This window comes from Pseudalkalibacillus salsuginis (assembly GCF_021646685.1).
GTDB classification, from domain to species: domain Bacteria; phylum Bacillota; class Bacilli; order Bacillales; family Fictibacillaceae; genus Pseudalkalibacillus; species Pseudalkalibacillus salsuginis.
Genome location: NZ_JAKJHW010000001.1, coordinates 33,445 through 57,880 on the forward strand (window position 1 = coordinate 33,445; position 24,436 = coordinate 57,880).

General features: G+C 41.3%; 21 protein-coding genes and 1 other RNA gene. 4 read left to right on the forward strand and 18 right to left on the reverse strand.

What is annotated here, in order from left to right; translation table 11 throughout:
* Positions 1-441, reverse strand: a complete 441-nt coding sequence (locus tag L1611_RS00185) for a DUF948 domain-containing protein (protein WP_236310811.1) — start codon at positions 439-441, stop codon at positions 1-3.
* A gap of 18 nt (positions 442-459) precedes the next feature.
* Positions 460-867, reverse strand: coding sequence for a DUF948 domain-containing protein (locus tag L1611_RS00190; RefSeq protein ID WP_236310814.1), 408 nt, complete (start codon positions 865-867; stop codon positions 460-462).
* A 157-nt stretch (positions 868-1,024) separates the two neighbouring features.
* On the opposite strand from L1611_RS00190, the gene L1611_RS00195 reads away from it, so the two are divergent.
* Positions 1,025-1,882: a YihY/virulence factor BrkB family protein gene (locus L1611_RS00195; RefSeq protein WP_236310816.1), complete on the forward strand. Its 858-nt coding sequence runs from the start codon at positions 1,025-1,027 to the stop codon at positions 1,880-1,882.
* A gap of 100 nt (positions 1,883-1,982) precedes the next feature.
* On the opposite strand, the gene L1611_RS00200 is transcribed toward L1611_RS00195, so the two are convergent.
* The 4 genes from L1611_RS00200 to L1611_RS00215 form a co-directional block, all read right to left on the reverse strand.
* Positions 1,983-3,422 (reverse strand): carbon starvation CstA family protein, encoded by a 1,440-nt coding sequence (locus L1611_RS00200; RefSeq protein ID WP_236310818.1) that lies wholly within the window; start codon positions 3,420-3,422, stop codon positions 1,983-1,985.
* Between the two features lie 378 nt (positions 3,423-3,800).
* Positions 3,801-6,233 (reverse strand): DNA topoisomerase IV subunit A, encoded by a 2,433-nt coding sequence (gene parC / locus L1611_RS00205; protein WP_236310820.1) that lies wholly within the window; start codon positions 6,231-6,233, stop codon positions 3,801-3,803.
* A gap of 3 nt (positions 6,234-6,236) precedes the next feature.
* On the reverse strand, positions 6,237-8,210 hold the full coding sequence (gene parE, locus L1611_RS00210) for a DNA topoisomerase IV subunit B (protein WP_236310822.1): 1,974 nt from the start codon (positions 8,208-8,210) through the stop codon (positions 6,237-6,239).
* 493 nt (positions 8,211-8,703) lie between these two features.
* On the reverse strand, positions 8,704-9,114 hold the full coding sequence (locus L1611_RS00215; protein WP_236310825.1) for a CoA-binding protein: 411 nt from the start codon (positions 9,112-9,114) through the stop codon (positions 8,704-8,706).
* Positions 9,115-9,304: 190 nt separating this feature from the next.
* Between L1611_RS00215 and L1611_RS20610 the strand changes: the two genes are divergently transcribed.
* Positions 9,305-9,430: a hypothetical protein gene (locus L1611_RS20610; RefSeq protein ID WP_263632906.1), complete on the forward strand. Its 126-nt coding sequence runs from the start codon at positions 9,305-9,307 to the stop codon at positions 9,428-9,430.
* Positions 9,431-9,459: 29 nt separating this feature from the next.
* Here the strand turns inward: L1611_RS20610 and L1611_RS00220 are convergent, their stop codons facing one another.
* The 11 genes from L1611_RS00220 to L1611_RS00270 form a co-directional block, all read right to left on the reverse strand.
* Positions 9,460-10,983 (reverse strand): carboxypeptidase M32, encoded by a 1,524-nt coding sequence (locus tag L1611_RS00220; protein WP_236310827.1) that lies wholly within the window; start codon positions 10,981-10,983, stop codon positions 9,460-9,462.
* 229 nt (positions 10,984-11,212) lie between these two features.
* Entirely contained in the window at positions 11,213-11,407 is a 195-nt protein-coding gene (locus tag L1611_RS00225; RefSeq protein WP_236310829.1) for a hypothetical protein, read from the reverse strand.
* 53 nt (positions 11,408-11,460) lie between these two features.
* Positions 11,461-12,612 carry a THUMP domain-containing class I SAM-dependent RNA methyltransferase gene (locus tag L1611_RS00230; protein ID WP_236310832.1) on the reverse strand — a complete coding sequence of 384 codons (1,152 nt, stop codon included), beginning with the start codon at positions 12,610-12,612 and terminating at the stop codon, positions 11,461-11,463.
* 286 nt (positions 12,613-12,898) lie between these two features.
* Positions 12,899-13,298, reverse strand: an RNA gene (gene rnpB / locus L1611_RS00235) — RNase P RNA component class B.
* 71 nt (positions 13,299-13,369) lie between these two features.
* Complete coding sequence (gpsB, locus tag L1611_RS00240) at positions 13,370-13,675, reverse strand: cell division regulator GpsB (protein ID WP_221565124.1); 306 nt, start codon at positions 13,673-13,675, stop codon at positions 13,370-13,372.
* Between the two features lie 100 nt (positions 13,676-13,775).
* Positions 13,776-14,345 carry an SLOG family protein gene (locus tag L1611_RS00245; protein WP_236312001.1) on the reverse strand — a complete coding sequence of 190 codons (570 nt, stop codon included), beginning with the start codon at positions 14,343-14,345 and terminating at the stop codon, positions 13,776-13,778.
* Positions 14,346-14,734: 389 nt separating this feature from the next.
* Positions 14,735-15,037 carry a CotD family spore coat protein gene (locus tag L1611_RS00250; RefSeq protein ID WP_236310834.1) on the reverse strand — a complete coding sequence of 101 codons (303 nt, stop codon included), beginning with the start codon at positions 15,035-15,037 and terminating at the stop codon, positions 14,735-14,737.
* A 375-nt stretch (positions 15,038-15,412) separates the two neighbouring features.
* On the reverse strand, positions 15,413-16,660 hold the full coding sequence (locus tag L1611_RS00255; RefSeq protein ID WP_236310836.1) for a ribonuclease H-like domain-containing protein: 1,248 nt from the start codon (positions 16,658-16,660) through the stop codon (positions 15,413-15,415).
* Positions 16,644-18,938 carry a DEAD/DEAH box helicase gene (locus tag L1611_RS00260; RefSeq protein ID WP_236310838.1) on the reverse strand — a complete coding sequence of 765 codons (2,295 nt, stop codon included), beginning with the start codon at positions 18,936-18,938 and terminating at the stop codon, positions 16,644-16,646. Before L1611_RS00260 ends, L1611_RS00255 begins: the two co-directional genes overlap by 17 nt.
* 286 nt (positions 18,939-19,224) lie before the next feature.
* The gene (locus tag L1611_RS00265) at positions 19,225-20,250 is read right to left on the reverse strand and encodes a sensor histidine kinase (protein WP_236310839.1); all 1,026 of its coding nucleotides are present in this window, start codon (positions 20,248-20,250) and stop codon (positions 19,225-19,227) included.
* Positions 20,247-20,918 (reverse strand): response regulator transcription factor, encoded by a 672-nt coding sequence (locus tag L1611_RS00270; RefSeq protein WP_236310841.1) that lies wholly within the window; start codon positions 20,916-20,918, stop codon positions 20,247-20,249. Before L1611_RS00270 ends, L1611_RS00265 begins: the two co-directional genes overlap by 4 nt.
* A gap of 210 nt (positions 20,919-21,128) precedes the next feature.
* On the opposite strand from L1611_RS00270, the gene L1611_RS00275 reads away from it, so the two are divergent.
* A complete protein-coding gene (locus L1611_RS00275) occupies positions 21,129-21,896 on the forward strand; it encodes an ABC transporter ATP-binding protein (RefSeq protein WP_236310843.1) in 768 nt (255 codons plus the stop codon).
* On the forward strand, positions 21,883-23,823 hold the full coding sequence (locus L1611_RS00280; protein ID WP_236310846.1) for an ABC transporter permease: 1,941 nt from the start codon (positions 21,883-21,885) through the stop codon (positions 23,821-23,823). The genes L1611_RS00275 and L1611_RS00280 overlap by 14 nt, the downstream gene beginning before the upstream one ends.
* Positions 23,824-23,987: 164 nt before the next feature.
* Here L1611_RS00280 and L1611_RS00285 read toward each other — a convergent pair whose 3' ends face one another.
* Positions 23,988-24,425 carry a TraR/DksA family transcriptional regulator gene (locus tag L1611_RS00285; protein WP_236310849.1) on the reverse strand — a complete coding sequence of 146 codons (438 nt, stop codon included), beginning with the start codon at positions 24,423-24,425 and terminating at the stop codon, positions 23,988-23,990.
* Positions 24,426-24,436 lie beyond the last annotated feature (11 nt).

Sequence of the window (24,436 nt, forward strand, 5' to 3'; positions counted from 1 at the left end):
TCAATACTCCTGTTGTAAAGTTTTTTTAGTATTGTGCTTCTGTTTCCAATAATATCCTAGTGAAATTGCACCGTATAAACCGCTTAAGTCGCGTTTACGGGTTATTTCCGTTCCTTCAGAGGTATTTTTCTTAACAGTGTTCGTTACATCCACTAGTGATGAAGATAATTTTCTTGTAGTTTCACCGATATCTCCGACAATATAAAACAAAGGGCTCAAGGCTCTCAATTTCTCATTTACATCTACAAGAGTATCTTTGCTTGTATCAATTAACTCTCCTGTCTGCTTCGTCACTTTATCTAATTGACCAGGCAATTGTTGTACCGTATGATTAACACCCTTTATCACATCTGTTAAATTATGAAGGACCCGGGCGAGAAAAATAGTCAAAACCACAAAAGCTAATCCGATGATCAGTACACCTATTCCTACTAAATCCATGTCATCCCTCTTTTCTCATTACCAATTTCTCTTTCTTTTTTCTCCATAAACGTGATAGGCTGCATTTCCCCATTTCATTATTTTTGCAATCTGACTGGATTGTTCCGTTACATGAGAAGAAAAATGATCCGTTGATCGATTAATCGTCTGATTTATGAGGTTTAGTATTTCGCCTACATTCTTTAACGACTGAATCAACCCGGATGTAGAGTTAAGTTTGTATTGAACATCATCAATGGTGAGACTTGTTTCCTGAACAAGAGGCTTCAATCCTTCTGCTATCCTTTCTAATTGTCCTTCCAGCTGTTCTGCTGAATGATCTAAACTTTTGACTGCATTCGTTACACCGTTCAATAGTCTTACTAAATAAATGACTATTGTTGTAAATGACAGCGCAATCAGTAATACACCAATATAGACAAACAACGAATCTCACACCTCCTTGAATTCCTTTACCCCAATCCTATATTAGAAAAACGTCCTTAGTTCGCATTAACTATTTTGAATAAATCAAGATTAACATTATGATTCTTAGGGGAAGTAGATTGCAACGGCGAAAAGTATAGGTTTGGAGAGGTGTATTATGAGTATTAAAAATGATGCAAAAGAAATTAAAGAGGAGTTTCAAAAAGATGATGTACCACTCTTAGCTGCTGCTCAAGCTTATCATTACTTATTATCGATTATTCCGATGTTGATATTGCTTTTGTCGATCGTCCCCTATTTAAATATCAGTTCATCGCAAATAATGCGTTTCATCAGTGAAGTATTACCGGATGAAACTTCGTCGATTTTTAAGGATAGTATTGTCAGTGTGGTTAAAACACCAAGCGGGGGGTTGCTGACTATAGGGATCTTGGGGACGATCTGGTCTGCCTCTAACGGAATCCATGCTTTTATAAAAGCGTCCAACCAAGCTTATGAAGTCGAAGAGAACAGATCCTTCCTCAAAGTCAGGTTAATTTCGATCGCCCTTACATTCGGAATGATCATCGCCCTTGTAGTTTCCATAGTTCTTCCTGTGTTCGGACAGGTGATTCTAAAAATGGTGAACGTCTTCATTCCTATGCCAGAACACATCAAGCTAATACTTAGTATTTTAAGGTGGGTCATCAGTATCATCGTCATCACTAGTATTCTCATCGTTCTTTATCGTTTTGCCCCAAACAAAACGTTGCCTGTAAAAGAAATTTTACCTGGAGCTTGTCTAGCATCTATCTTGTGGTTACTCATATCACTCTCATTCTCATTTTATGTAAGTAATTTTGGCAACTATTCTGCAACCTATGGAAGTTTAGGCGGAATTATCGTAATGATGATCTGGTTCTTCTTGACAGGGTTGATTTTGATGATTGGTGCAGAAATCAATGTCGTCAATCATAGAAAAAAACGCCAACAGAGTCAAACTTCTCAACAGGGTGAGATGAATGTGACTCACTGATTCCACCTGACACAAAAAAGACAGCAAAATAGCCTGATTATAATTGAAAGGGCTGTCTATGAGGGTATGGTACTCATGGACAGCCCGTGTTCTCGCTCTCTTAACTTGCTTTTGTAACAGTAACGACTTCCTGATCGATCTTTTTGGATTTCACTACCTTAGAAATGAACCATGCGAGTACTGCAGTCCAGATGCATGCACCAAACACCATCGAGGTCATGTAAGGTAAAGCAAATCCTTCTGGTGCATAAAAAATATAGGTACTGACAACAGCTGTCATGAATAATGCAGGGACACTACAAATCCAGTGAAATTTTTGATGCTTGATCAAGTACATGGATCCAGTCCAAAGCATGACAGTTGCAACTACCTGATTAGACCAGCCTACGTATCGCCAGAGAAAGCTGTAATCCATTTGTGTCAGTAAAAAGGCAGGGACTGCAACAGGTATGGCAAGTAAAGCATTCGTCCATCTACCATCCTTTTTGAGGATCGGCTTGATGAGATCACCAAGCATCATACGGGACGACCTTAAAGCTGTATCACCTGTCGTGATCGGCAGGATGATCACACCGAGGATGGCAAGGATCCCACCTAACGAACCTAGTGTTGTCGTACTGATTTCATTGACAACCCCGGCAGGTCCACCTGCAGCAAGTGCTTCTTGGAGACCACTGGTGCTTCCGAAAAAAGCCATTCCGGCAGCTGCCCATATGAGAGTGATAATGCCTTCGCTTATCATTGCACCGTAAAAGACTTTCCGACCTTCACTTTCTTTTTTGAGTGTTCGTGAAAGAATCGGGCTTTGGGTACTATGGAAACCTGAAATAGCACCACAAGAAATGGTCACCATCAGGAGGGGCCATATCGGCAGTTCTTCAGGGTGTAAATTGCTTAACGTCAAGTTTGGGACAGGATGTTCAAAAAAGAACAACCCTACACCGATCGAGAGGGCCATAAAAATGAGAATCCCTCCTAAAATCGGGTATACACGTCCAATTATTTTATTGATAGGCAACAATGTAGCGACCAAAAAATAAGTAAAAATGATAAGCAACGACACCATGAAACTGAGTGGAGTGATTTCAGCCATCAGCTGGGCAGGTCCTGCTGTAAAAGCGGCTGCTACAAGGACCATAAGTCCAATCGAGAGTAAGTTGATCATGGACTGCACTGGTTTGCCTAGGTATTTACCGACAATCGTCGGAAATTGAGCCCCATTATGCCTAAGTGACAGCATACCTGAAAAATAATCATGAACAGCCCCAGCAAAAATACTGCCGATCACAATCCAGATGAACGCCACAGGTCCATACAGTGCACCTAAGATGGCGCCAAATATAGGGCCAAGGCCAGCGATGTTAAGCAGTTGAATGAGGCTCGCTTTCCACCAGCTCATCGGTGTATAGTCGAAACCGTCATTATTGGTGTATGCCGGTGTTTGGTTTTGGTCGTTGATACCAAAAATCCGTTCAACCACCTTTGCATAGAATAAATAACCTAGAAGTAGTAACAAGATGGATGCAAGAAATGTAACCATCGCGAAGCCTCCCTTCAAAATGAGTGATAGGGAGTATTTTATACGGATTTTTGTCGAATGACAACAGGTTTTTCTGAAAATTTTCTTTATTAGCATGATTTTTTTATTATGAAACGCTTACATTGATAAAGATGGGTTTTTCAAGAGAAATCCATGGATAAAACCGTTTCCCTGACACTTACTTTAGGTCAGGTTTTTTTCGGATGAAAGCCATTGGTACTGATCACCTTATCTGGAAAATCACCGTCGAAATAGAGTTCAAAAAGATAAGAGAGTGAACGGAATCTTGTTTTATTGCAATCGGTAATCAATTGTACATCTGCGAATATAGAATAGGGAAATAAAAATAGAAGGTTGGACATCTCCAACCTTCTTATATCAGTCTTCTTCTTTTTTCCGTTTCCAGGCATCAATGATCGGACCTTCTGTTGTCACATCAATGATGAAGGAACCATTGTTATACCTGTCAGCTGTACGAAGTTTTTCTGGATCGATAACTTCTTCTTTCCCTTTTCCAGCCTCCATCCAGACGAGGTCTGTTTGGTTTACAGGCAGCGCCTTGATGATCCGGTGCGGGTTTGACTTAAGTTCACGCAGCATGACTACTCCGCGTTTTGCTCTTGAAGTTCGCTCGAATTCACTTTCTAACCGCATCTTTTTAACCGCGCCTCGATTCGTGATGACGACGACCTCTGTACGTTCTTCTTTCTCTTTTACAAATCCGCTTACGACAAAATCTTCGTCCTTCAGATTGATTGCTTTCACTCCAGCAGCTCGCTGGCCAACAACACTGACTTCCTCTTCCTCATACCAAAGTCCATATCCTATGTTGGTGGCAAGAAAAATATCTTTATTACCATCTGTTATATAGACATCAACAAGCTCATCTTCCTTCTTCAGCTTCAATGCCATCAACGGCTTGGAATAACGCTGGGCTTTATAGTTCGAAAGTTCCGTCCTCTTGACCATCCCATATTTCGTAAAGAATAATAGATACTCATTCGACTTGAATTCTTCGATAACCATTGCGTCTACAACACTTTCATCTTTATCGATCGAGACGATGTTTGTAACATGCTGTCCAGCATCTTTCCAGCGAATATCCGGTAATTCATGGACGGGGATATGGAGGTAGTTTCCTTTATTTGTGAAAATGAGCATAGTGTTCGTCGTATTTCCGTTAAAGATTTTCAAGACACGGTCGGTATCCTTCATCCCTGGCGGTTCACCGTTAGAAGCCGAATAGGACCGCGGGCTCGTACGCTTGACGTAACCCTCCTTCGTAACGGAAATCACGACATCTTCAGAAGGTATCATCACTTCTAGGTTGATTTTGATCTCTTGAATTTCCGCTTCAATTACAGAACGGCGTTTATCAGCATACGTCTTCTTCACCCGTGCCAGTTCTTTTTTGATGACAGAAAGCAATTTACGATCGCTGTTCAAGATTGTAAGAAGTTCTTTGATCTGCTTTTCAAGATCTTCTGCTTCTCTTTCCAACGTCTTGATATCAGTATTCGTCAATCGATAAAGCTGTAATGTGACGATTGCCTCCGCTTGTGCTTCGGTAAACGTATATTGTCCGATCAAATTGTTCTTCGCATCTTTCTTGTCTTTTGAGGCACGGATCGTCGCGATGACTTCATCTAAAATCGAAATCGCTTTAATCAATCCTTCAACGACGTGTTGGCGATCTTGAGCCTTTTTCAATTCATACTTCGAACGGTTTGTCACCACTTCACGCTGGTGATGGATATACGCATCGATCAGTTTTTTAAGACCCATCAATTGGGGAGTCCGGTTGTGGATCGCGACCATATTGAAGTTATACGAAATCTGCAAATCCGTATTTTTGAATAGGTAGTTCAATACCCCTTGCGAATCTGCTTCTTTCTTCAATTCCACAACGATACGTAAGCCGGTTCGGTCTGTTTCATCACGGACTTCGGAAATGCCATCGACTTTTTTATCTATACGCAGCTCATCCATCCGTTTCACGAGGTTGGCTTTATTAACTTCATAGGGAATTTCTGTAATCACGATCTGTTGGCGTCCACCTCGTTGATCCTCGATCTCTGTTTTTGCACGGATGACGATCTTACCTTTCCCTGTTTCATACGCTTGCTTTATGCCATCCACACCTTGGATTATACCCCCAGTCGGGAAATCGGGGCCTTTGATGACAGTCATCAATTCATCGATCGTGCTTTCTGGTTTATCGATTTGCATTGTGACGGCGTCGATCACCTCTTCCAAATGGTGTGGAGGGATTTCGGTTGCATAACCGGAGGAAATTCCTGTAGACCCATTCACTAGCAGGCTTGGGAACAATGCTGGAAGAACGACAGGCTCTTCCTGGGTATCATCGAAGTTCGGTGTGAAGTCGACTGTCTTTTTATCAATGTCACGAAGCAATTCAGATGCGATCGGAGAAAGACGTGCTTCAGTATAACGCATTGCAGCAGGTGGGTCCCCGTCGATACTACCGTTGTTTCCATGCATCTCCACTAGTACATTACGCACTTTCCAATCTTGGCTTAAACGGACCATTGCATCGTATACGGACGTATCGCCGTGTGGATGGTAGTTACCGATGACATTTCCAACCGTTTTAGCTGATTTACGGAATGGCTTATCTGATATATTTCCATCCTGGTACATCGCAAACAGGATCCGTCTCTGTACAGGCTTCAGTCCATCACGTGCATCAGGTAATGCTCGTTCTTGGATGATGTACTTGCTATAACGGCCAAAACGGTCACCGATGATATCTTCTAATGGTAAATCTAAATATTTTTCTGCATTCGTCAAATCTTACTCCCCCTCAACAACTTCAAGGTTCTCGTTTTCTAAGATGTTTGTCTCTTCCTCCATACCAAATGCCACATTCGATTCGATCCATTTACGTCTCGGTTCGACTTTGTCACCCATCAGGACAGAAACACGACGTTCTGCACGAGCGATGTCTTCAATCTTCACTCTGATCAACGTACGCGTATCGGGGTTCATCGTCGTTTCCCACAATTGATCCGCATTCATTTCACCAAGACCTTTGTAGCGTTGAATGGTATATCCCTTTCCGATCTTCTTGATGGCCTGCTTCAGACCATCTTCGTCCCAGGCATATTCGATCGTTTCTTTTTTCCCTTTACCTTTACTAACTTTGTAAAGAGGTGGAAGTGCGATATAGACCTTTCCTGCTTCAATCATCGGTTTCATGTAACGATAGAAGAATGTCAACAAAAGGACTTGGATATGAGAACCATCTGTATCCGCATCCGTCATGATGATGACTTTGTCATAATTCGAGTCCTTCACCGTGAAGTCTGCTCCGACTCCAGCCCCGATTGCATTGATGATCGTGTTGATTTCTTCATTTTTAAAAATATCCTGTAACTTCGCTTTTTCTGTATTGATGACTTTTCCTCTAAGCGGAAGGATCGCTTGAAAACGTCGATCGCGTCCTTGTTTGGCAGAACCACCTGCAGAATCACCCTCTACAAGATACAGTTCATTTTTACTGGCATTCCGTGATGAAGCCGGTGTCAGCTTTCCACTTAACATCGAGTCTTTTCGTTTATTTTTCTTCCCGTTACGTGCATCTTCACGGGCTTTACGTGCAGCTTCACGGGCTTGCGCTGCTTTTACAGACTTACGGATCAGCATTTCACTGATTTTCGGGTTTTCTTCTAAAAAATAGTTGAGCTGTTCTGAAACGACCGCATCTACAGAAGATCGTGCATCACTTGTACCGAGCTTGCTTTTCGTCTGCCCTTCAAACTGTAGTTTTTCTTCCGGAATACGAACTGAAATGATCGCTGTCAGGCCTTCCCGAATATCTGAACCATCCAGATTCTTGTCCTTTTCTTTTAAAAGGCCAGTCTTGCGGGCATATTCATTGAATATTCTTGTCATCGCTGTCTTTGACCCGGACTCATGGGTTCCACCATCTTTCGTCCGGACATTGTTGACGAATGAAAGCATGTTCTCTGAATAACCGTCATTAAATTGGAATGCGAATTCGACATCAATCGCATTCTGATACCCTTGAAATGAAACGACTGGATGAAGGGTATCCTTCTCTTCATTCAGGTAATCGACGAAAGCCTTGATTCCTGTATCGAATTGAAAGACAGCCTTTTCATTCTCATTATCACGTTGATCGATCAACTCGATTTTCATTCCTTTTAAAAGGAAAGCAGCTTCACGAAGGCGTTCACTCAACGTTTCATAATTGAAAGTCGTTGTTGAAAACACCGTCGGATCCGGCTTAAAATGGATGATTGTACCAGATTTCCTTGTTGATCCCATTTTTTCAAGTGTGGTAGCCGGTTTTCCGCCATTGACAAAACGCTGATTAAAAATGACTCCATCCCGGTGGATTGTGACTTCAAGCCACTCGGAGAGCGCGTTGACCACCGATGCCCCTACACCATGCAATCCGCCACTTGTCTTGTATCCGCCTTGACCGAATTTTCCACCGGCATGGAGGACTGTCATGATAACCTCCGGCGTGGGCTTCCCCGTTTTATGCATACCAGTAGGCATACCTCGCCCCTCGTCTTTTACACTGATACTGTTGTCTTTATGTATTGTTACAGTGATGGTATTCCCATACCCCGCCAATGCTTCATCGACAGCATTATCTACGATTTCATATACGAGATGGTGTAACCCTCGACTGTCAGTGCTGCCAATATACATACCAGGTCGCTTACGGACAGCCTCAAGGCCCTCCAATACATGGATGGCATCATCATTATATGAAAGTTGTTCTCTCGTAGCCAAAACCCTCGTGCCCCTTTCAAAACTCAGACAATCATTTTTTATTGTATTGTCATGTTATCAGAACATTTGTTCACATACAATCTCTATTATAGGATGTTCATCAAAAATATCGGTATGTTCATTGAATATGTGAAGTTCTTAGCCCCACAATGATTCATTATATCATACCGTTCAAGTTGTCCCATTTAACGTATTACCATTCGTTTTTTCCGAAAATCATGATTTTATTCAAAAATGTCGGTGGAATTTAAGAAAAGCGCAAACGCCCTGGTCAACCACGAAGGTCACTGGAAGTCCGACGAGGAGGCTCGAACCACACGGAGTTCGGTTCTGCGTAGACTCCCCACACTTGATGTAAATCAATGTGTCGACCGCCGCAGGAGGACTGAAGTGATCCAAGTGGTTAGGCGATGGAATTAGACAGACTTCATCAAAAAAATTTTTATACTTTCTTATTAAGAAATGAACCACCCTGGCGGAGTGGTTCATTTCTTTACATCGTCGCGTGTTCCACTTTAATACAACGATCCATGATGATCGTCGTGTCCTTCCCCTTTAAAATCTCAACAACCTCTTCATTCAGCAGGCCGAGCTGTGCCCAAAACACATCTGTGTCGATACCTTTCACTTCCTCTGCAACCGCTGGAAGTTCTTCACTGCGCCTGAACACATTGACGATGTCGATGGGCCCTTCAACATCTTTAAGCGATGGATAAGCTTTAAGCCCCATAGCCTCGTCGATCGTCGGGTTGACAGGGATGATCTCATACCCGTTGCCTTGCATGTATTTAGAAACCTGATAAGATGTTCTGTGAGGTTTATTGGAAAGACCTACAACAGCAATACGCTTCTTCGTTTTCAAAATTTCATTGATGGCAGCTTGATCTGGATTTTGGAAACTCATTTTGAATCCTCTCCTTTATCCTTTATCGTTATTAAGTAACCTTTCACGAAATACACCATTTCAAACCTTCCACTTTATAAACTTCGCTTAATTTCCTCCAAAACCTTCTTTTAGATGTCTCACTTTTCGTTCAACAACATATATTGTTAACAAGAAAAAATGTTGCCCTAAAGAAAAAGGAGGACGGCAAATGCCTACGAATATTAAAAAAAAGATTTCCTGCTATACGATGATCTTGAACTTCTTTTCACTGATCGATAATCATGAGCGGGATGAGATTTTACAAAAGCTTATGCAAAGAAATCCCCATTCCTAAGCCTTGTAGAAATGGGGGGTTCCTGTCCTTTAGTTGATTTTATAGACTTCTTGGTATTTATCTGTCAAATAAGAGATCAGATGTTGAGCGTTCAACCCTTCGCCTGTAACATCCTTGATGATTTCGATCGGCTTTTTCATTTTGCCATGATGGTGGACATTTTTCGTTAACCATTCTTTGATCGGCAGGAGATTTCCATCTTTAAGTTTCTGATCGAAGTCAGGCAGATCACTGAGCATGGCATGTTTCAACTGGGCTGCATAAATATAGCCGAGTGCATACGATGGGAAGTAACCAAAATCTCCACCAGACCAGTGGATATCTTGTAGGACACCTTCACCATCATGCTTAGGACGAATGCCAAGGTATTCATCCATCTTTTCGTTCCAAATTCCGGGAAGATCCTTGACTTGAATTTGATTGCTGAATAGTCCTTTCTCGATTTCATAACGGATGATGATATGAAGTGGATAGGTCATTTCATCTGCTTCGATCCGGATCAAAGATGGACCAGCAACATTTATGGCACGGTAAAAGTCGTTCATGGCAACTTGATCGAACTGCCCATTGGTATAAGACTTGAATGTTTCGTAGTTGTTTTCCCAGAACGATTGGTTACGGCCTACAAAGTTTTCCCAAAATAAGGATTGAGACTCATGAATCCCCATTGATGTCCCAGTGCATAAAAGTGTTCCGATAAGATCCTTGCTGATGTTCTGTTCATATAAAGCATGTCCACCCTCATGGATCGTACCGAACACTGCGGTCCTGAAATCTGCTTCATCATACTTAGTCGTAACACGGACGTCTCCTGGATTCAATCCGATTGCGAAAGGATGATTCGTTTCATCCAATCGGCCAGCATGAAAATCATAGCCCATCTGTTTCAGAACATGTCTGCTGAACTCCCTTTGTTGATCTGCAGGAAAGTGTTCGAAAAGGAATGATGTTTCGGGTTGATGCTTCGAATTGACGACATCCTGTACGAGCGGCACGATCGCTTCTCTTAGTTGTTTGAAGACACGGTCGATGGTTTCTACATTGACACCAGGCTCATATAAATCAAGCAGCGTGTTATAAGGATGATCCTTATGTCCCCAGTAACTGACAAAATTCTTTTTGAATTGAACAAGTTTTTCTAAGTATGGTTGAAGTTTGGAGAAGTCAGATTCCGCTTTGGCATCTTCCCAAACATTCTCGGCTTTTGATTGGGTGATGACATATTCCTTATATTCTGCTTCAGGAATCTTTTCATTCCTTTCATATTCCTCTTTTGCTTCTTGCACTGCTTTTTTCGTTATTTCACCTAAGTTCGGGTACAATGAAGAATCGCCTAATGTATCCAAGCATTCTTTCATTTCTTTGGAAGTCGATAATTTAAACACTTCAGAAGACAACATTCCGATCACTTCCGAACGTTGCTCTACCCCTCTTTTCGGTGCACCGGTCCTGAGATCCCACACCATTAAACCGATTGCTTCATTATAGCTGGTTATTCGTTGTGTCAGTTCCTGAAATTTTCTCTCTATATGATTTGCGGTTGTGCTTGTCATCTATTTCATCCCCCTATAATAAAATGTGTGCAGCCATCCTATTTATTTGACGTCAAACTGAGAAAATCCTTTAATGTTTTTATATATTGGCAGTTTACTTATTATTTAAATTAAGTACGGTACGTGAAATTTAATTGATGTTGGAGCTGGACATCCCATCTTCGAAAACAAAATTGTTATCCTTTCTTTAAGTGCAAAAAAAGAATTGACCCTGCTCATAAAAACTGAGTCAGTTTTCGTTCATCGTTCCATTCATAGAGGAATATTTACTCATGTCCCGATGATAACCGGATTCAAAAGCAATCGCGTTTTCAAGTTGATCACGGATTCTTTCGCACACGCCTTCATAACATGGCTCATTCAAACCCTCCAAGGCATTCATCGCTTTGGTTACACGTTCGATATCATGATGACGTTCATACATTCAAACCACCCACTCTTGACTTTTATAACTAGTATGAGTGGATTCTCCAATTGTTAAACCTCTACATGTCTCCTTGGGGGCTTTTTACCGAAAAATTGATAATAATGGCATTTCAAATCACCATTATACAATTTACGTTTTTTTGAAGCCTTTTCACCATATAATGTTTCGAACCCTTCGTGGGATGTGAGGATATAGAGCGACCAAGTGTCCAAACGGCGGAACACTTCTCCAAGGTCCCTATATAAAGCTTCAACATAGTCCCTTTCATTCAATCGTTGACCATAAGGAGGATTTCCGATGGCATATCCATACTCCGCCTTCGTATGGAAGTCCTTCACTTGCATTTGTTTAAAACGGATTTCTCCTTCGAAACCAGCTTCTATTGCATTATTCTCTGATAGTTCAATCATTTTATGATCGATATCAGATCCCATGATGTCCACAGGCAAATCGAATTTTGCGAGATCATGCGCCTCTTCAACCGCTTCATACCATAATTTCTTGTCTAACCAGGACCAGTTTTCAGAGGCAAATTCGCGGTTTAATCCAGGGGCGATGCTCTTTGCAATCATCCCCGCTTCAATCGGTATCGTTCCAGAGCCGCAGAATGGATCCAGAAACGGTCGATCCGGCTTCCAATTCGTCAATTGGATCAGGGCAGCCGCTAATGTTTCTTTCAATGGTGCTTCATTGTGCAAATAACGGTAACCGCGTTTATGGAGGCCATCGCCGCTCGTATCTACCGTCAATGTAGCGATGTCTTTATGCAGAGCTACTTCCACTCGGTAAAATGCACCATTTTCAGGTAGCCATCCCTGGACGTCATAAGATTTTTTCATTTTTTCGACAATCGCTTTTTTCACAATTGCCTGACAATCGGAAACACTGAACAGCTTTGATTTTACAGAACGGCCGATGACCGGGAACTCTGCATCTTCAGGAAGGAAGTCTTCCCAAGGCAGTGCCTTTGTCTGCTCGAATAATTCCTCAAAAGACAATGCTTTGAAAGAACCGATCTTCAGTTTGATACGATCGGCTGTCCTAAGCCATAGGTTCAGTCGTGGAATAGCACGTTCATCTGCTTCTACGATGATTTTTCCGTTCTCAACCTGTACCTTCTCATAACCTAATTGACGCACTTCGTTTGCGACAATTGATTCCAAGCCCATTGCTGCAGTTGCAATCAACGTAATCGGTCTCATTTTAATACTCCAATCTTTATGTACTCTCCCCATTATACTGAATAGATCCGGGTATTTCTAATCGTAATTTTTGTACGTACTATCTTTAAATTCTTAAAAGAAATCCTTACTGTGGCGGCGACAGCCTCTTCGTCAGTCTTCCGTTGACCTACGTAGCTTTGCGGGTTGCTTCCGCTTTTCGTTTGTCCGTAGAAAAGAAGTGACTCTCACAAAAGTAAACCTATGTAAAAAGGGTTTTGTAAGCAAAATAAAAAAGCCCTCCAAATGTGGGCTTTTGGTCATCTCGTTTTATAAGCCATGTTCTGTTCCCCGTACTCAATCAGAGCTTTGCTCCTCGTACGCAGGCGGTAATCATCTATCTCCAGATGTTCTCCAACATCTGCCCTTCTCTTCGTTCAATTCCTCCGAGAAGACTCCCCTACCATAATTTGGGTTTCTCGCTCGTGGGGTTTACCTCGTTCCACTCCGGCAGTTTCCTGCAGGACTTCGTCACTGTGGCACTTTCAAGGTATTCACACCATATCCGAAGACGTAGGTGCTTTCCCTGCCGTTAGTCCAGTCGTAACCAGACTACCCTGACTTATTGATTGATCAGGCACGAACACTACAGCCATCTCAGACTGTGCGAGCATGGACTTTCCTCTATACTTCACTTTGAAGATGAAGTACAGCGATTACCCAAACGATATGACCTTTTTAGAGTCGAATTTCATTATATCGTATGTTTGCATACTTTTCAATGTCAATTATACCCAAATCAATCATAAAGCTTACTTCCGAAGACGTGTTTTTCTAAATTGGAAAGACGCTTCAGGATATCATAGTTGGTAATCCCTGCCCCATTGCTCTGTGTTTTCGTCTGTTCACCTGAGCGCTGAAGCTCTTTTCTCAATTTCACGTTTTCTTCATTCAAACGGTCAATTTCTTTATGGAACTGCTCATAGTCCTTGATCACTATGTCTAAAAATTGATCGACTTCATCTTGATCATATCCGCGGAATCCTGTTTTGAAATCTTTTTCTAAAATTTCTTTAGATGTCAATTGCACTCGTTTATTATCCATAATAAATACGTCACCCCGTTAATGATTTCTATCATTCGTTTCATTTATAGTTGTTTTCTACACAACATTATACCAAGTTTTTGATAATATTCATCTAATATTAGGTTACCCAATCATCCTCATTTGATTGCTGTGATTCCTCGATATAATCATTTACATCGAAAAAGGAAATTGACAATATAGGATATTCGTTACCAAGTTCTACATATTTGTGCGCCGTTTTCAAATAAAATTCCGGTGAACCTGGCTGATCAGCGTCATAAAGCATTAACAAACCATCCGTTTTTTCAATGATGAATTGATTTGCCGCCTTCAACTGCCCAGGATTTTCATAGGGGCTTTTCGAAATGCTGTCGACAAAATCAGCTTGGGAAAGGATTCGCCTATAGTACTCCTGAGTATTTTCTTTCCATCTTTGTTCCTGATGTTGAAAAGGAGTCAAGACCGCCAGTTTCACATCAGGATAAGGATCCTTCAGCTCAATGACTGCCTCACCAGCCCATAATTCAACACCAAGTTGCCCACCGATGACAACCCATTCCAATCCCTCTTCGACTAAATGGGCCAGACGTTTTTTCAGTATACCTTTTATGTAAGGTACGGCTTCATGCTTGTTCGAAAAAATTCCTAATTCATGACCTTTATATCCAGTCACTGCTAGAACTTTGATCATCCAATGACTCCTTTAATGAATTCCTGATACCTGATGTCATTTAGGCGATTGAAACATAATCTTTCAACACGTACCAAAAATTGGACTCGATACAAGTGTATCACATTCCATAATCAAAATTTGTTGAAAAAATACAATATTTTATGAAAAAGTTATGTTTTTTAATATGGAGTTTTGTCAAAAAAAGTCCATTTTCTATTTTTTTACAATGAAGTTTTCATATAGATTGTTGTTTTACAATTTGGAAACATTCTCGCTTCCCCCAAGCATTTCGCATATTTCCGGTTTTCCTTTCCTTTTCAGCATTCAATTAGCAACAACATTCAGAAAACAGTTTTAAACAAAAAGAAAAAGCGAACCGAATGAACTCGATCCGCTTAAACGAATTACCAGTCCCAACTGCCTCCGAAGCCTCCACCATAGTGGCCATCTCCAAAGCCCCCACCATAGCCACCGTGATGACAACCGCATTTAGGGCGCGGTGGGACCATACAATGCTTGTGTTGAGTCGTACAGCAAGATTTTTTACAATGCTTCTGCATATGCTTGTGCTGTACGATATTGTGGTGTACGTGTTCCTCGATCACTGGATGGATATGAGGCACGACTTTGTAATGGCAAAAATGCTTGACACACTTCTTCGGTGGATGGACCACCGGACACATCATTTGAGGTTTATGACAATGCATCTCATAGATTCTCCTTTATGATTTAGTAAAAGCTTTGTAATAATGTATGAGAGATCTATGAGACTTGTCTAAGACATACGCCTTCTTTCAACGATATCCGTTGAAAATGGTCAAGCACCTAAGTTCATGATATACACTGTCAAGCCGATCACCAAAAAAAATAAGACAACAATAAGGTTACGCAATGTAGAAATCCCCCTAAATATGTAATTCTCCATCCCCTATTTTATGGTGATTCGACATTCTTTTCAATATTTCTATTACAAAAGACATAAAAATATCATAAAACCCGTTATCACACGAAAAACATCGTTTTTTGCGCTTGCCCGGGGAATATCGGGTATTTCTAACCCATTTGATTTCCCTACTATTGACCTACCCAATTTTCGATTCAATCCGAATGATCCGTTTATTGAATTGAGCCTGATCCTTTTCTTCCTGTTTCCGTAGTATCCGTTTCATGGATTTCCATGCCTCATATCCCTTTCTGGCGAAATACAAGGCTTTCTCGAAGTCCTTATATTTATGCTCGTAAATTTTCGAAAGTTCAATATAAGATTCCACATCTTCCTCTGTTTCTATGACCGATTCCCAGTAAAAAACCGCTTTATCGATATCCTTTCCCCTCTTATAAAGATTTGCAAGAGCTTTTTTTGCTTTTATACGTGCTGATGTATCAAGCAGACATACATACCGTTGTTTCGCTTCAGTAAAATCATTGATTGCTTCATACCATTTTGCGATTTCATACCGTTCCGTAGTAGATAGGGAACCATGGCTCTGGTCTAACAAAACATTAGAAAGATGTGTATATAAGGAAATGAGTGTGAGAACATCCCATTCATTATGTCTGAACACTCCATCGAGGATTGCAGGATCCTTTTCCCTCAAGTATTCAAAGTATAACATCGGGGCTAAGTAACCTGGAGTATCCTCAGTCCTCTCAATGTTCAACAGTTCTTTCTCCACAATTGAAAGCCGTAATGAATCATAGGTTTTTTTCCAGACTCTTCGTGCGCCATGTAGTAAGTCAAAGTGGCCGAAAGGCGGAAGCTTCGGCACCATATCCCTCACGAAGGTATGACGGGTTTTCACTTGTGGCCAGTCGAATGCTTTCCCATTATAGGTCACTAAATTGGACGTGTCCTGGACATCAGTCAAAAAGTGATGATACAAAGCCACCTCATTTCCTGGTTCCGGGAGGAAATACTGGCGCACTTGGATGTCATCTTCTATGACCCTTGCGACGCCAAGTAAAAAGATCGTATTACCCGCGCCACTGCCCAATCCTGTCGTTTCTGTATCAAAAAAGAGGAGATCTCCCGCCTGTCTGCCTCCAGCGGATAGAGGATGAGATTGGCTTCTATCGTTCCAACGCTTGATCACATCATGCAGGTCGTTAACTGTATATTGTCCGATTTTATACTCTTTCGTTAAATTCTTTTCTCGAAGAATGCAATGCTGATCTTCAAAACGTATCGCCCGGGCTTGCAGTGCTCTCCATTCTGGAGCGTTTACCTCTTGTTTTTCTTTTATAGGCTTTATCGTTTTTTTAGAAGTTGGATCCGTACCGACGTGTGTCAGTTGTTTCTTAAAACGATTCAGTTTATTTTGAAGTGACATAATTGGAATCGTTCCTTCCCTCTTTCATAAATTTCAGTGCGAGGCTTTTCACATCTCTATACTGTACTTCATTTCCCACACAAGATGGACATCCCTTTTCGCAAGGACAACGATCAATTACGAGTTCTGCTTCCTTCATAATTTCTGAAATATGGTCATATACATACTCACTGAGTCCGATACCTCCAGGATACCGATCATAAAAGAAAACCGTAGGCAACTGCGAGTGGGAGGCTTTCACTTGTGGCACGACGTGCAGATCGCTCACATCACACATGACAAATAATGGAGCGACATGGCGCAACACATTTGAAAGTCCGACCAATCCTTCTTCAAGTTCCTGTTCAGAAAGACCTTCGATCATATTTTCCGAAAAGCTTATCCATGACGCGGAAGTATGAAGCTCTTCTTCTGGTAACGTGATCGGCCCAGAGCCGATGTTTTCGTGTGTGCCGAATTTGATTTTTTTGAAAATTGTCGCCATCGCATTCACGGTGACATCCCCAAAAGCGACCTGGGAATCCAGATACGACTTTTGCTTATCTTCCTCAAGCACTTTCAAGGAAACGGCCAAGTTTGCATCTGTATAATAATCCACATCCACCTCCCGGATATACGCTTTCTTTTCTTCATAATCCAACTTCTCGACTTGATATTGGATTCCCTGATGCAGATAGATCGCCTCTTCATGCAGTAACGTCATCGAACTGAACCGGTCCATTTCTCCGATGACCTTTACGTTTGCAACATCGGTCTGATCGATGATGACGACATTTTCTTGTGAGGCGGACCTTAAACTGATGTTATGTGCAGGGAAGGAATCATTCATCCAATACCACCTGTTCCCCTGCTCATGGAGGATCCCTTCTTCGGTCAAGAAATACATGATGTCATCGATTTCTACACCCCCGAACGTATCACCGTTTTTAAAAGGGAGTTCGTAAGCTGCACATTTAAGGTGGTCTACCAGGATAATCAAATTATCAGGATTGATCCTGGCCGTTTCAGGATTTCGATTGAAAAAATACTCGGGATTCTGGATAATGTATTGATCTAACGGGGTAGAGCTTGCAACAAGCACGACAACAGATTCATCCTGTCTTCGGCCAGCACGTCCTCCCTGCTGCCATGTGCTTGCAATCGTCCCAGGATAACCGTTCATGACACAGACTTGGAGCTGGCCGATATCCACTCCCAATTCCAAGGCGTTCGTGCTTACGACACCCATGATTTCTCCGGTTCGCAGCCCTTTTTCGATTTCTCTACGCTGCTTTGGTAGATAACCGCCGCGATAGCCGCGTATCGATTTATTCCCAACCTTGCGTTTGATCATTTCTTGCAAATATGTCAATAGGATTTCTACCCTGACTCTGCTTCTTGCAAAAACGATCGTCTGGATTTCATTTTCTAAAAACAATGAAGCAAGCTTTTTCGATTCAAGTGTTGCACTCCTGCGAATGTTCAGCGGTTTGTTGACGATCGGAGGGTTATAAAAGACAAAATGCTTTTTCCCAACCGGGGCGCCATTATTATCGATCAAACGCATCTTGTCTCCCGTCAATTTTTCAGCAAGTTCTTTCGGATTGGCAATTGTTGCCGAGGTGCAGATGAAAGTCGGTCTGCTTCCATAATAGGCACATATTCTTTTCAATCTCCTTAAGACGTTTGCAAAATGACTTCCAAACACTCCCCTGTACGTATGTAGTTCATCGATCACGATATACTTCAAATTTTCGAACAGGGAAACCCATTTGGTGTGATGAGGGAGGATTGCCGAATGCAGCATGTCCGGGTTTGTCATAACGACATGGCCAGCCTTACGTATGACCTGCCGGATATTCGAGGGGGTATCCCCATCATATGTATAGCTTTTGATATCAATGCCGATCTCTTCGATCAATTCGTTGATTTCGCTTTTTTGGTCCTGAGCCAAAGCTTTCGTCGGGAACAAATATAAGGCACGGCTGTTTTCATTCTCTGTAACCTGCTGGAGGACAGGGAGGTTATAGCATAATGTTTTTCCTGATGCCGTCGGCGTGACAGCAACAAAGCTATCATAAGACCGTGCCGCCTCAAAGGCAGAATATTGATGTGTATATAATGAGGAAATCCCTCTATTTTCCAATGCCCTGCGAATTTTTGGGTGAATCTGGTCAGGGAAGGCGACTGACCGTCCCGCTCTTTCCGGTATCGTTTTCCAATGAGCGATATTGGCCGCAATCATTTCATTTTGATTCATGATTTTAAGGATTTCTTGTAAGCTCTTTCGAATTCTCATTCCGTTCACTCCATTCTCTTTTATTTTAGCGAATAAACGTTCGTAAGGAAAGGGGAACGTGTAAGGTTTTCTTATAGTCGAATAACTTAAATATACCGTCCAGCGGATCTGAAATTAATAGCCAAGTACCTCAGTTGTACCATATCCAGGTTCTGTAAAACACATTACAGGGATATGGTGACAGTAGGTACTTGGCGAGGATTAGATTATTGTAGTAGAACTAAAATGTTGTAAACATCTGTCATAGGTCGATCACTACTTCCCCTGCCAAAACGTCCAGCCCTCATCACAGTTGATAATAGTTCCGGATTTTCGGAAAATGGATCGTTACGATTGTGTATTTGTCTTCCGTTGATTGGACCGTTAGATCGTGACCAAGCTTCAATGCTAATTTCTTAGCAAGGTAAAGCCCCATCCCTGTCGATTTGGCATGGCTTCTTCCGGTTGAGCCTGTAAATCCTTTTTCAAAAACACGATGAATGTCTTCAGGTTTGATCCCGATACCTGAATCCCGGATCATCAAACGTTTTTCTTGTCGATCCTCATCAAAGCTGAATGAAATTTCTCCACCCTCATCCGTATACATAAGCGAATTCGCTACAATCTGATCGAGGATGAAGGATAGCCACTTACGATCACTTTGGATGAAACGACGTCCATCAAATATAGTGAAGCGAATACGTTTACTGATAAAAAGTTTGGAATATTTTTTAACGCTGTCCTTCAGGATCGTACCCAGTTCGATTTCAGTTATGAAGTAATCCTTTGAAAAGGAATCGATTCGGGAATAGTAAAGCGCTTGCACGACGTATTTGTCGATTTTGTCAAGTTCATCTTCAAATTTATCTGTCAGGTAATCGACGCTTTTCCCTGCACTGTTTTCCAATAGAAGCCGGCTTGCTGCAATCGGAAGTTTGACTTCATGGATCCAGGACATGATGAAGTCCTGATGATCACGTTTTTCCTCATGTAACTTATGTATATAGGCTGTCTGCTCTTTATTCAGCTTTTTAAGCAGTTGAAAAATGAGCTTTTGTCCGTACTTTTTCGGTTCGGGAAATGCCGCAAGCACCTCCTCCTGCTCACGATTGATGAGCGCTTCTAAATCTTTATAGAACGTCCGATGATAAAAATACCCAGTGATGATGTAAAGGCTAGCGAATAGGAAGGATACGGCATTGATGTATACAAGATTTCCAACAGCCTGCTTCGGGCTGAAGCTGACAAGCATCATCAATGAAACAAAGACCATCAGACCAATATAAAATAGAATGAAAAACCGTTTATCTAGCAAATACTGGAATAAATTCATTGGATGATATAACCTTGTCCTTTCTTCGTTGTAATGAAGCCTTCCTTCCCGAGACCAGTAAGCTTTTTACGCAATCTGGTCATATTGACGGTCAATGTATTGTCATCTACAAAATTTTCATCCTCCCAGAGGCTTCTCATGATCTTCTCCCTGCTGACAATCGACCCTTTTTGCTGCATGAGGATCCTCAAGATGTTGAATTCGTTTTTTGTAAGTTCTGCTTTCTTACCTTCTACTAAAATATCCCCGTCGTTGAAGTTGAGTACGACACCATTATGTTCAATGACATTGGCGGCTATTTCGGTATAAGAGTATGTTCTCCGTAACAATGCATGGATCTTTGCGACCAAGACATCTTGATAGAATGGTTTTTGAATGTAATCATCTCCTCCCATGTTCATGGACATGACCATATCCATCGGTGTATCCCGTGAAGACAAAAAGATGATCGGAACCTTTGAAACCTTTCTGATTTGGTTACACCAATAGAATCCATCATGAGAAGGAAGATTGATATCCAGCAAGACAAGATGAGGATCTTCTTCAATGTAGGTTTGCAGTACATTACTGAAATCGATTTTTTTAACGACTTCGAATCCCCATTTTCCCAATGTTTCTCCAACCAAATCACAGATCATCTTGTCGTCTTCCACGATCATTATTTTCATTCCTTGATCCCCCAAAGCTTTATTTACCGTTTCATTTTATATACTGATTATTTAAAGTATATTCTTTTATAATGAAGATTGCATGATGGTGACAAAAATGTAAGGTTGAATGGATTAGTTGTAAGCAGGTTCGATGGTACCATTTTACATTCCATAATAGGATAAAGTTATGTTGAATAACGACGTCAATAAGCTGGAGGTTTTAAATAGATGAAGATGGTAGTAGATGTGAAAAGTGTTAAAAAAGTATATGGTGCGAAAGGGAATGTTTTTACAGCACTTGATGGAATTGATTTGTCTGTCATGGAAGGTGAATTTATCGGTATCATGGGACCATCAGGTGCCGGTAAATCAACCTTGCTCAATGTAATCGCAACGATCGATCAGCCTACAAGCGGTGACATTTTCATCGACGGAACAAGTATCTTGACGATGAATGAAGATCAATTGGCATCGTTTCGTCGCGACAAGCTAGGTTTCCTATTCCAGGATTATAATTTATTAGACACATTGTCTGTCAAGGAAAATATCGTACTCCCGCTCGCTTTGGCGAAAGTGAATGTAAAAGAATTGGAAAGAAGAGTGGATGATATCGCAGATACGTTTGGAATCCGTCCAATATTGGAAAAATATCCGTATCAAATTTCCGGCGGCCAAAAACAACGGACAGCCGCTTCCAGGGCGATCATCACAAATCCTAGACTATTATTGGCCGATGAGCCTACTGGTGCACTCGATTCCAAATCCGCAACAGATTTATTGGAAAGCCTGAAGGAGTTGAATGAGCATCGACAGGCAACTGTTTTCATGGTCACCCATGATGCGTTTGCCGCCAGCTATTGTAAACGCGTGTTATTCATCAAGGATGGAAAGATATTTACCGAGATCGTCAAAGGTACCTCACCCCGTAAAGAATTTTTCAATAAGGTGTTAGATGTCTTATCTGTTTTAGGAGGTGGTACGAGTGACACTGTTTAGTCTCGCGAAGAGAAATATCATCGGGAACTTCAAAAATTATTTGCTCTATTTCCTTTCAATGATATTCAGCGTCGTTATTTATCACACGTTCGTATCGTTACGCTATAGTTCAGAAATCGAAAAAAACATCGAGTCATTCCAAAGCATGCGTTCGGTCTTTCTGCAAGCTTCCATCATATTGATCGCATTTGTGGCTGTGTTTATCTGGTATTCAAATGCCTTCTTTACAAAAAAGCGAAAAAAGGAAGTAGGAATGTATTCCCTGCTTGGATTACGGAAAAAGACGATTGGAAAAATGATGTTTTATGAAAATCTGTTGATGGGGGCAGGTGCCGTTATTGCAGGCGTCCTCCTAAGCACCTTGCTTTCGAAAATGTTTACAATGCTTCTATTGAGACTGTTAGGGACTGATGTAGATGTTGGCTTTACCTTGTCCTTGGAAGCGTTCGGCAATACGATTTTTGTATTCACCTGCATCATATTGATTACTTCGATTCAAGGGTATCGTTTAATCTACAACTTCAATTTAATTGAATTATTTCAAGCGGATAAAGAAGGGGAACCTCTTCCGGAGGTGTCAATGATTGGGGTCATAATCGGGACCATCCTGCTTGTATTCGGTTATTGGATCGCTTTCCAACCAGTTGATTCAAACGGGCAAATTCTAAGGAACCTGTTACTCATCATGGGAAGTATCGTTACAGGAACGTATTTATTATTCCGGACAGCAATCGTCTATCTGTTAAAAAAAGCAAAAGAGCATAAATCAAGCTATTATAACGGGATCAATATAATCGGAACGTCACACTTGTTATATCGGATCAAAGGAAATGCCCGAATGCTGACCATGATTGCTTTACTTAGTGCGTTAACATTAAGTGCCATCACTATCGGCACCAGCCAGTACTACAATTTTACAACGCACGCAAAACAACTCGAACCATTCAGTTATACCTATATTTCAAAAGGCGATATAGAGGAAGAGAAGATCAAAGAAATCATTTACGAAGATAAAAACCATCCCGTTCAAGCAGAACTGACTGTTCCTCTATTAAAAGTTCACACTGACCCGTCTGATACGGATTTACCCGAATACCTAGAACAATTGATGGCAGAATTTCCTGAAGAAGACTTCATCAACTTGATTTCTGCCAAAACGTTCAATCAGGTATCAGCGGCGCTTGATCGTAACGAAAAAGTGACGCTTTCCGGAAATGAGGCTGCAATGATCAAGCCGAGGTATACACACGATTCCTTTTCTGATTATGAAGGACGTACGATTACATTAAAGCTACCTGAAGAGGAGAAACAAGTGCGTTTTACACATTTGTTGGAGGGCAGGGTTTTAAGCTGGCGTTATCCAGACGCCTATATCGTGCTCAGTGATGAGCTATACAGCGAAATGGAAAAGCAGATTCAACCAGTGGCTTATAAAACATATCAGGTTAAGGATCAGAAAAATACTGAGCTTACTTCCAATCAATTACATCAATTGGGATTTGACGACCTGAAACTTTCTACATTCTACAAGGTTTATAAAAGAGGATTGGAATCTGCAGGTCAGGATATTTTCACATTAGGATTTTTGGGACTTGTATTCCTTGCAGCAACTGGGTGTATGATCTATTTCAAGCAGTTGACGGAAGCCCATTCAGATAAAGGACGCTATGAAATATTACGGAAGATCGGTGTAAGGAAGAAGGAAGTGCTGACAACGATTTCAAAACAATCGTTGTTCATCTTTCTCCTCCCTTTAATCGTCGGCATCTCGCATAATTTAATGATTGTAAAAGTGTTATTAGGCATTAACCTGATCGGAGGGGATATTTCAATTCCGATCCTTACTTCCATAGGCTTCTATATAGCGATCTACCTTGGGTATTATATTCTGACAGTGAACACGTATTATAAAATTGTCAATCTGTAAGAAAACGCAAGGCCACAGTTTAACTACGTAGTCACTGAAAGTCCACCAAGGCAGCGTTAGACGCCGCTACCGCACTCCTGTACTTTTGAAGGTTCTGTTTGGATAATACGTCTACCCGTGATTGCTATAAATAGGGTGAGGCATTGGCCTCTCCCTAGTATTTTTTATTCATGTTCTTTTTCGATCAGATCGATCATTTGCGTGTTGTCTTCTCTTTTGTTGTTGAGCCTTTCATCAACCGGGTTCTTCTGTTGATCATATTGCTTTTGTGCTTCTATCGTCCTTTTAGCATAAGGAACGGCTTCTAGCCGATCAATGGAAATTTCTTCTCCGGTATCAACACAAATACCGAATGTACCTTCATCAATCCGTTGTAATGCTTCATTGATTTCATCTATCAACTGTTCATCATTTTGTGAAAGCGTTATTTCCCTAGCATGTTCGTATTCAGCTGTGCCGGCATTCCCCATATGATTTTCATTTCCCCTTACTTGATCGGTATCAAGGTTTTCTTCTCTATTTTTGTTTCGTTGGAGAACTTCTTCTTTCATTGTCCGTAACTGGTTTTTGAAATCCTCGATTTGTTTTTGAGATATTGCCATGATTCCTCCTC

Excerpts from the sequence above, each read along its gene's own strand:
- gpsB (WP_221565124.1), bottom strand. The coding sequence starts at position 13,675 with ATGGATAATAAACGAGTGCAATTGACATCTAAAGAAATTTTAGAAAAA.
- L1611_RS00195 (WP_236310816.1), top strand. The coding sequence starts at position 1,025 with ATGAGTATTAAAAATGATGCAAAAGAAATTAAAGAGGAGTTTCAAAAA.
- L1611_RS00285 (WP_236310849.1), bottom strand. The coding sequence starts at position 24,425 with ATGGCAATATCTCAAAAACAAATCGAGGATTTCAAAAACCAGTTACGG.
- L1611_RS00270 (WP_236310841.1), bottom strand. The coding sequence starts at position 20,918 with ATGAAAATAATGATCGTGGAAGACGACAAGATGATCTGTGATTTGGTT.
- L1611_RS20610 (WP_263632906.1), top strand. The coding sequence starts at position 9,305 with ATGCCTACGAATATTAAAAAAAAGATTTCCTGCTATACGATGATCTTG.
- L1611_RS00230 (WP_236310832.1), bottom strand. The coding sequence starts at position 12,612 with ATGAGACCGATTACGTTGATTGCAACTGCAGCAATGGGCTTGGAATCA.
- L1611_RS00215 (WP_236310825.1), bottom strand. The coding sequence starts at position 9,114 with ATGAGTTTCCAAAATCCAGATCAAGCTGCCATCAATGAAATTTTGAAA.
- L1611_RS00275 (WP_236310843.1), top strand. The coding sequence starts at position 21,129 with ATGAAGATGGTAGTAGATGTGAAAAGTGTTAAAAAAGTATATGGTGCG.
- L1611_RS00250 (WP_236310834.1), bottom strand. The coding sequence starts at position 15,037 with ATGCATTGTCATAAACCTCAAATGATGTGTCCGGTGGTCCATCCACCG.
- L1611_RS00185 (WP_236310811.1), bottom strand. The coding sequence starts at position 441 with ATGGATTTAGTAGGAATAGGTGTACTGATCATCGGATTAGCTTTTGTG.
- L1611_RS00225 (WP_236310829.1), bottom strand. The coding sequence starts at position 11,407 with ATGTATGAACGTCATCATGATATCGAACGTGTAACCAAAGCGATGAAT.
- L1611_RS00265 (WP_236310839.1), bottom strand. The coding sequence starts at position 20,250 with ATGAATTTATTCCAGTATTTGCTAGATAAACGGTTTTTCATTCTATTT.
- L1611_RS00200 (WP_236310818.1), bottom strand. The coding sequence starts at position 3,422 with ATGGTTACATTTCTTGCATCCATCTTGTTACTACTTCTAGGTTATTTA.
- L1611_RS00255 (WP_236310836.1), bottom strand. The coding sequence starts at position 16,660 with ATGTCACTTCAAAATAAACTGAATCGTTTTAAGAAACAACTGACACAC.
- L1611_RS00220 (WP_236310827.1), bottom strand. The coding sequence starts at position 10,983 with ATGACAAGCACAACCGCAAATCATATAGAGAGAAAATTTCAGGAACTG.
- L1611_RS00260 (WP_236310838.1), bottom strand. The coding sequence starts at position 18,938 with ATGAGAATTCGAAAGAGCTTACAAGAAATCCTTAAAATCATGAATCAA.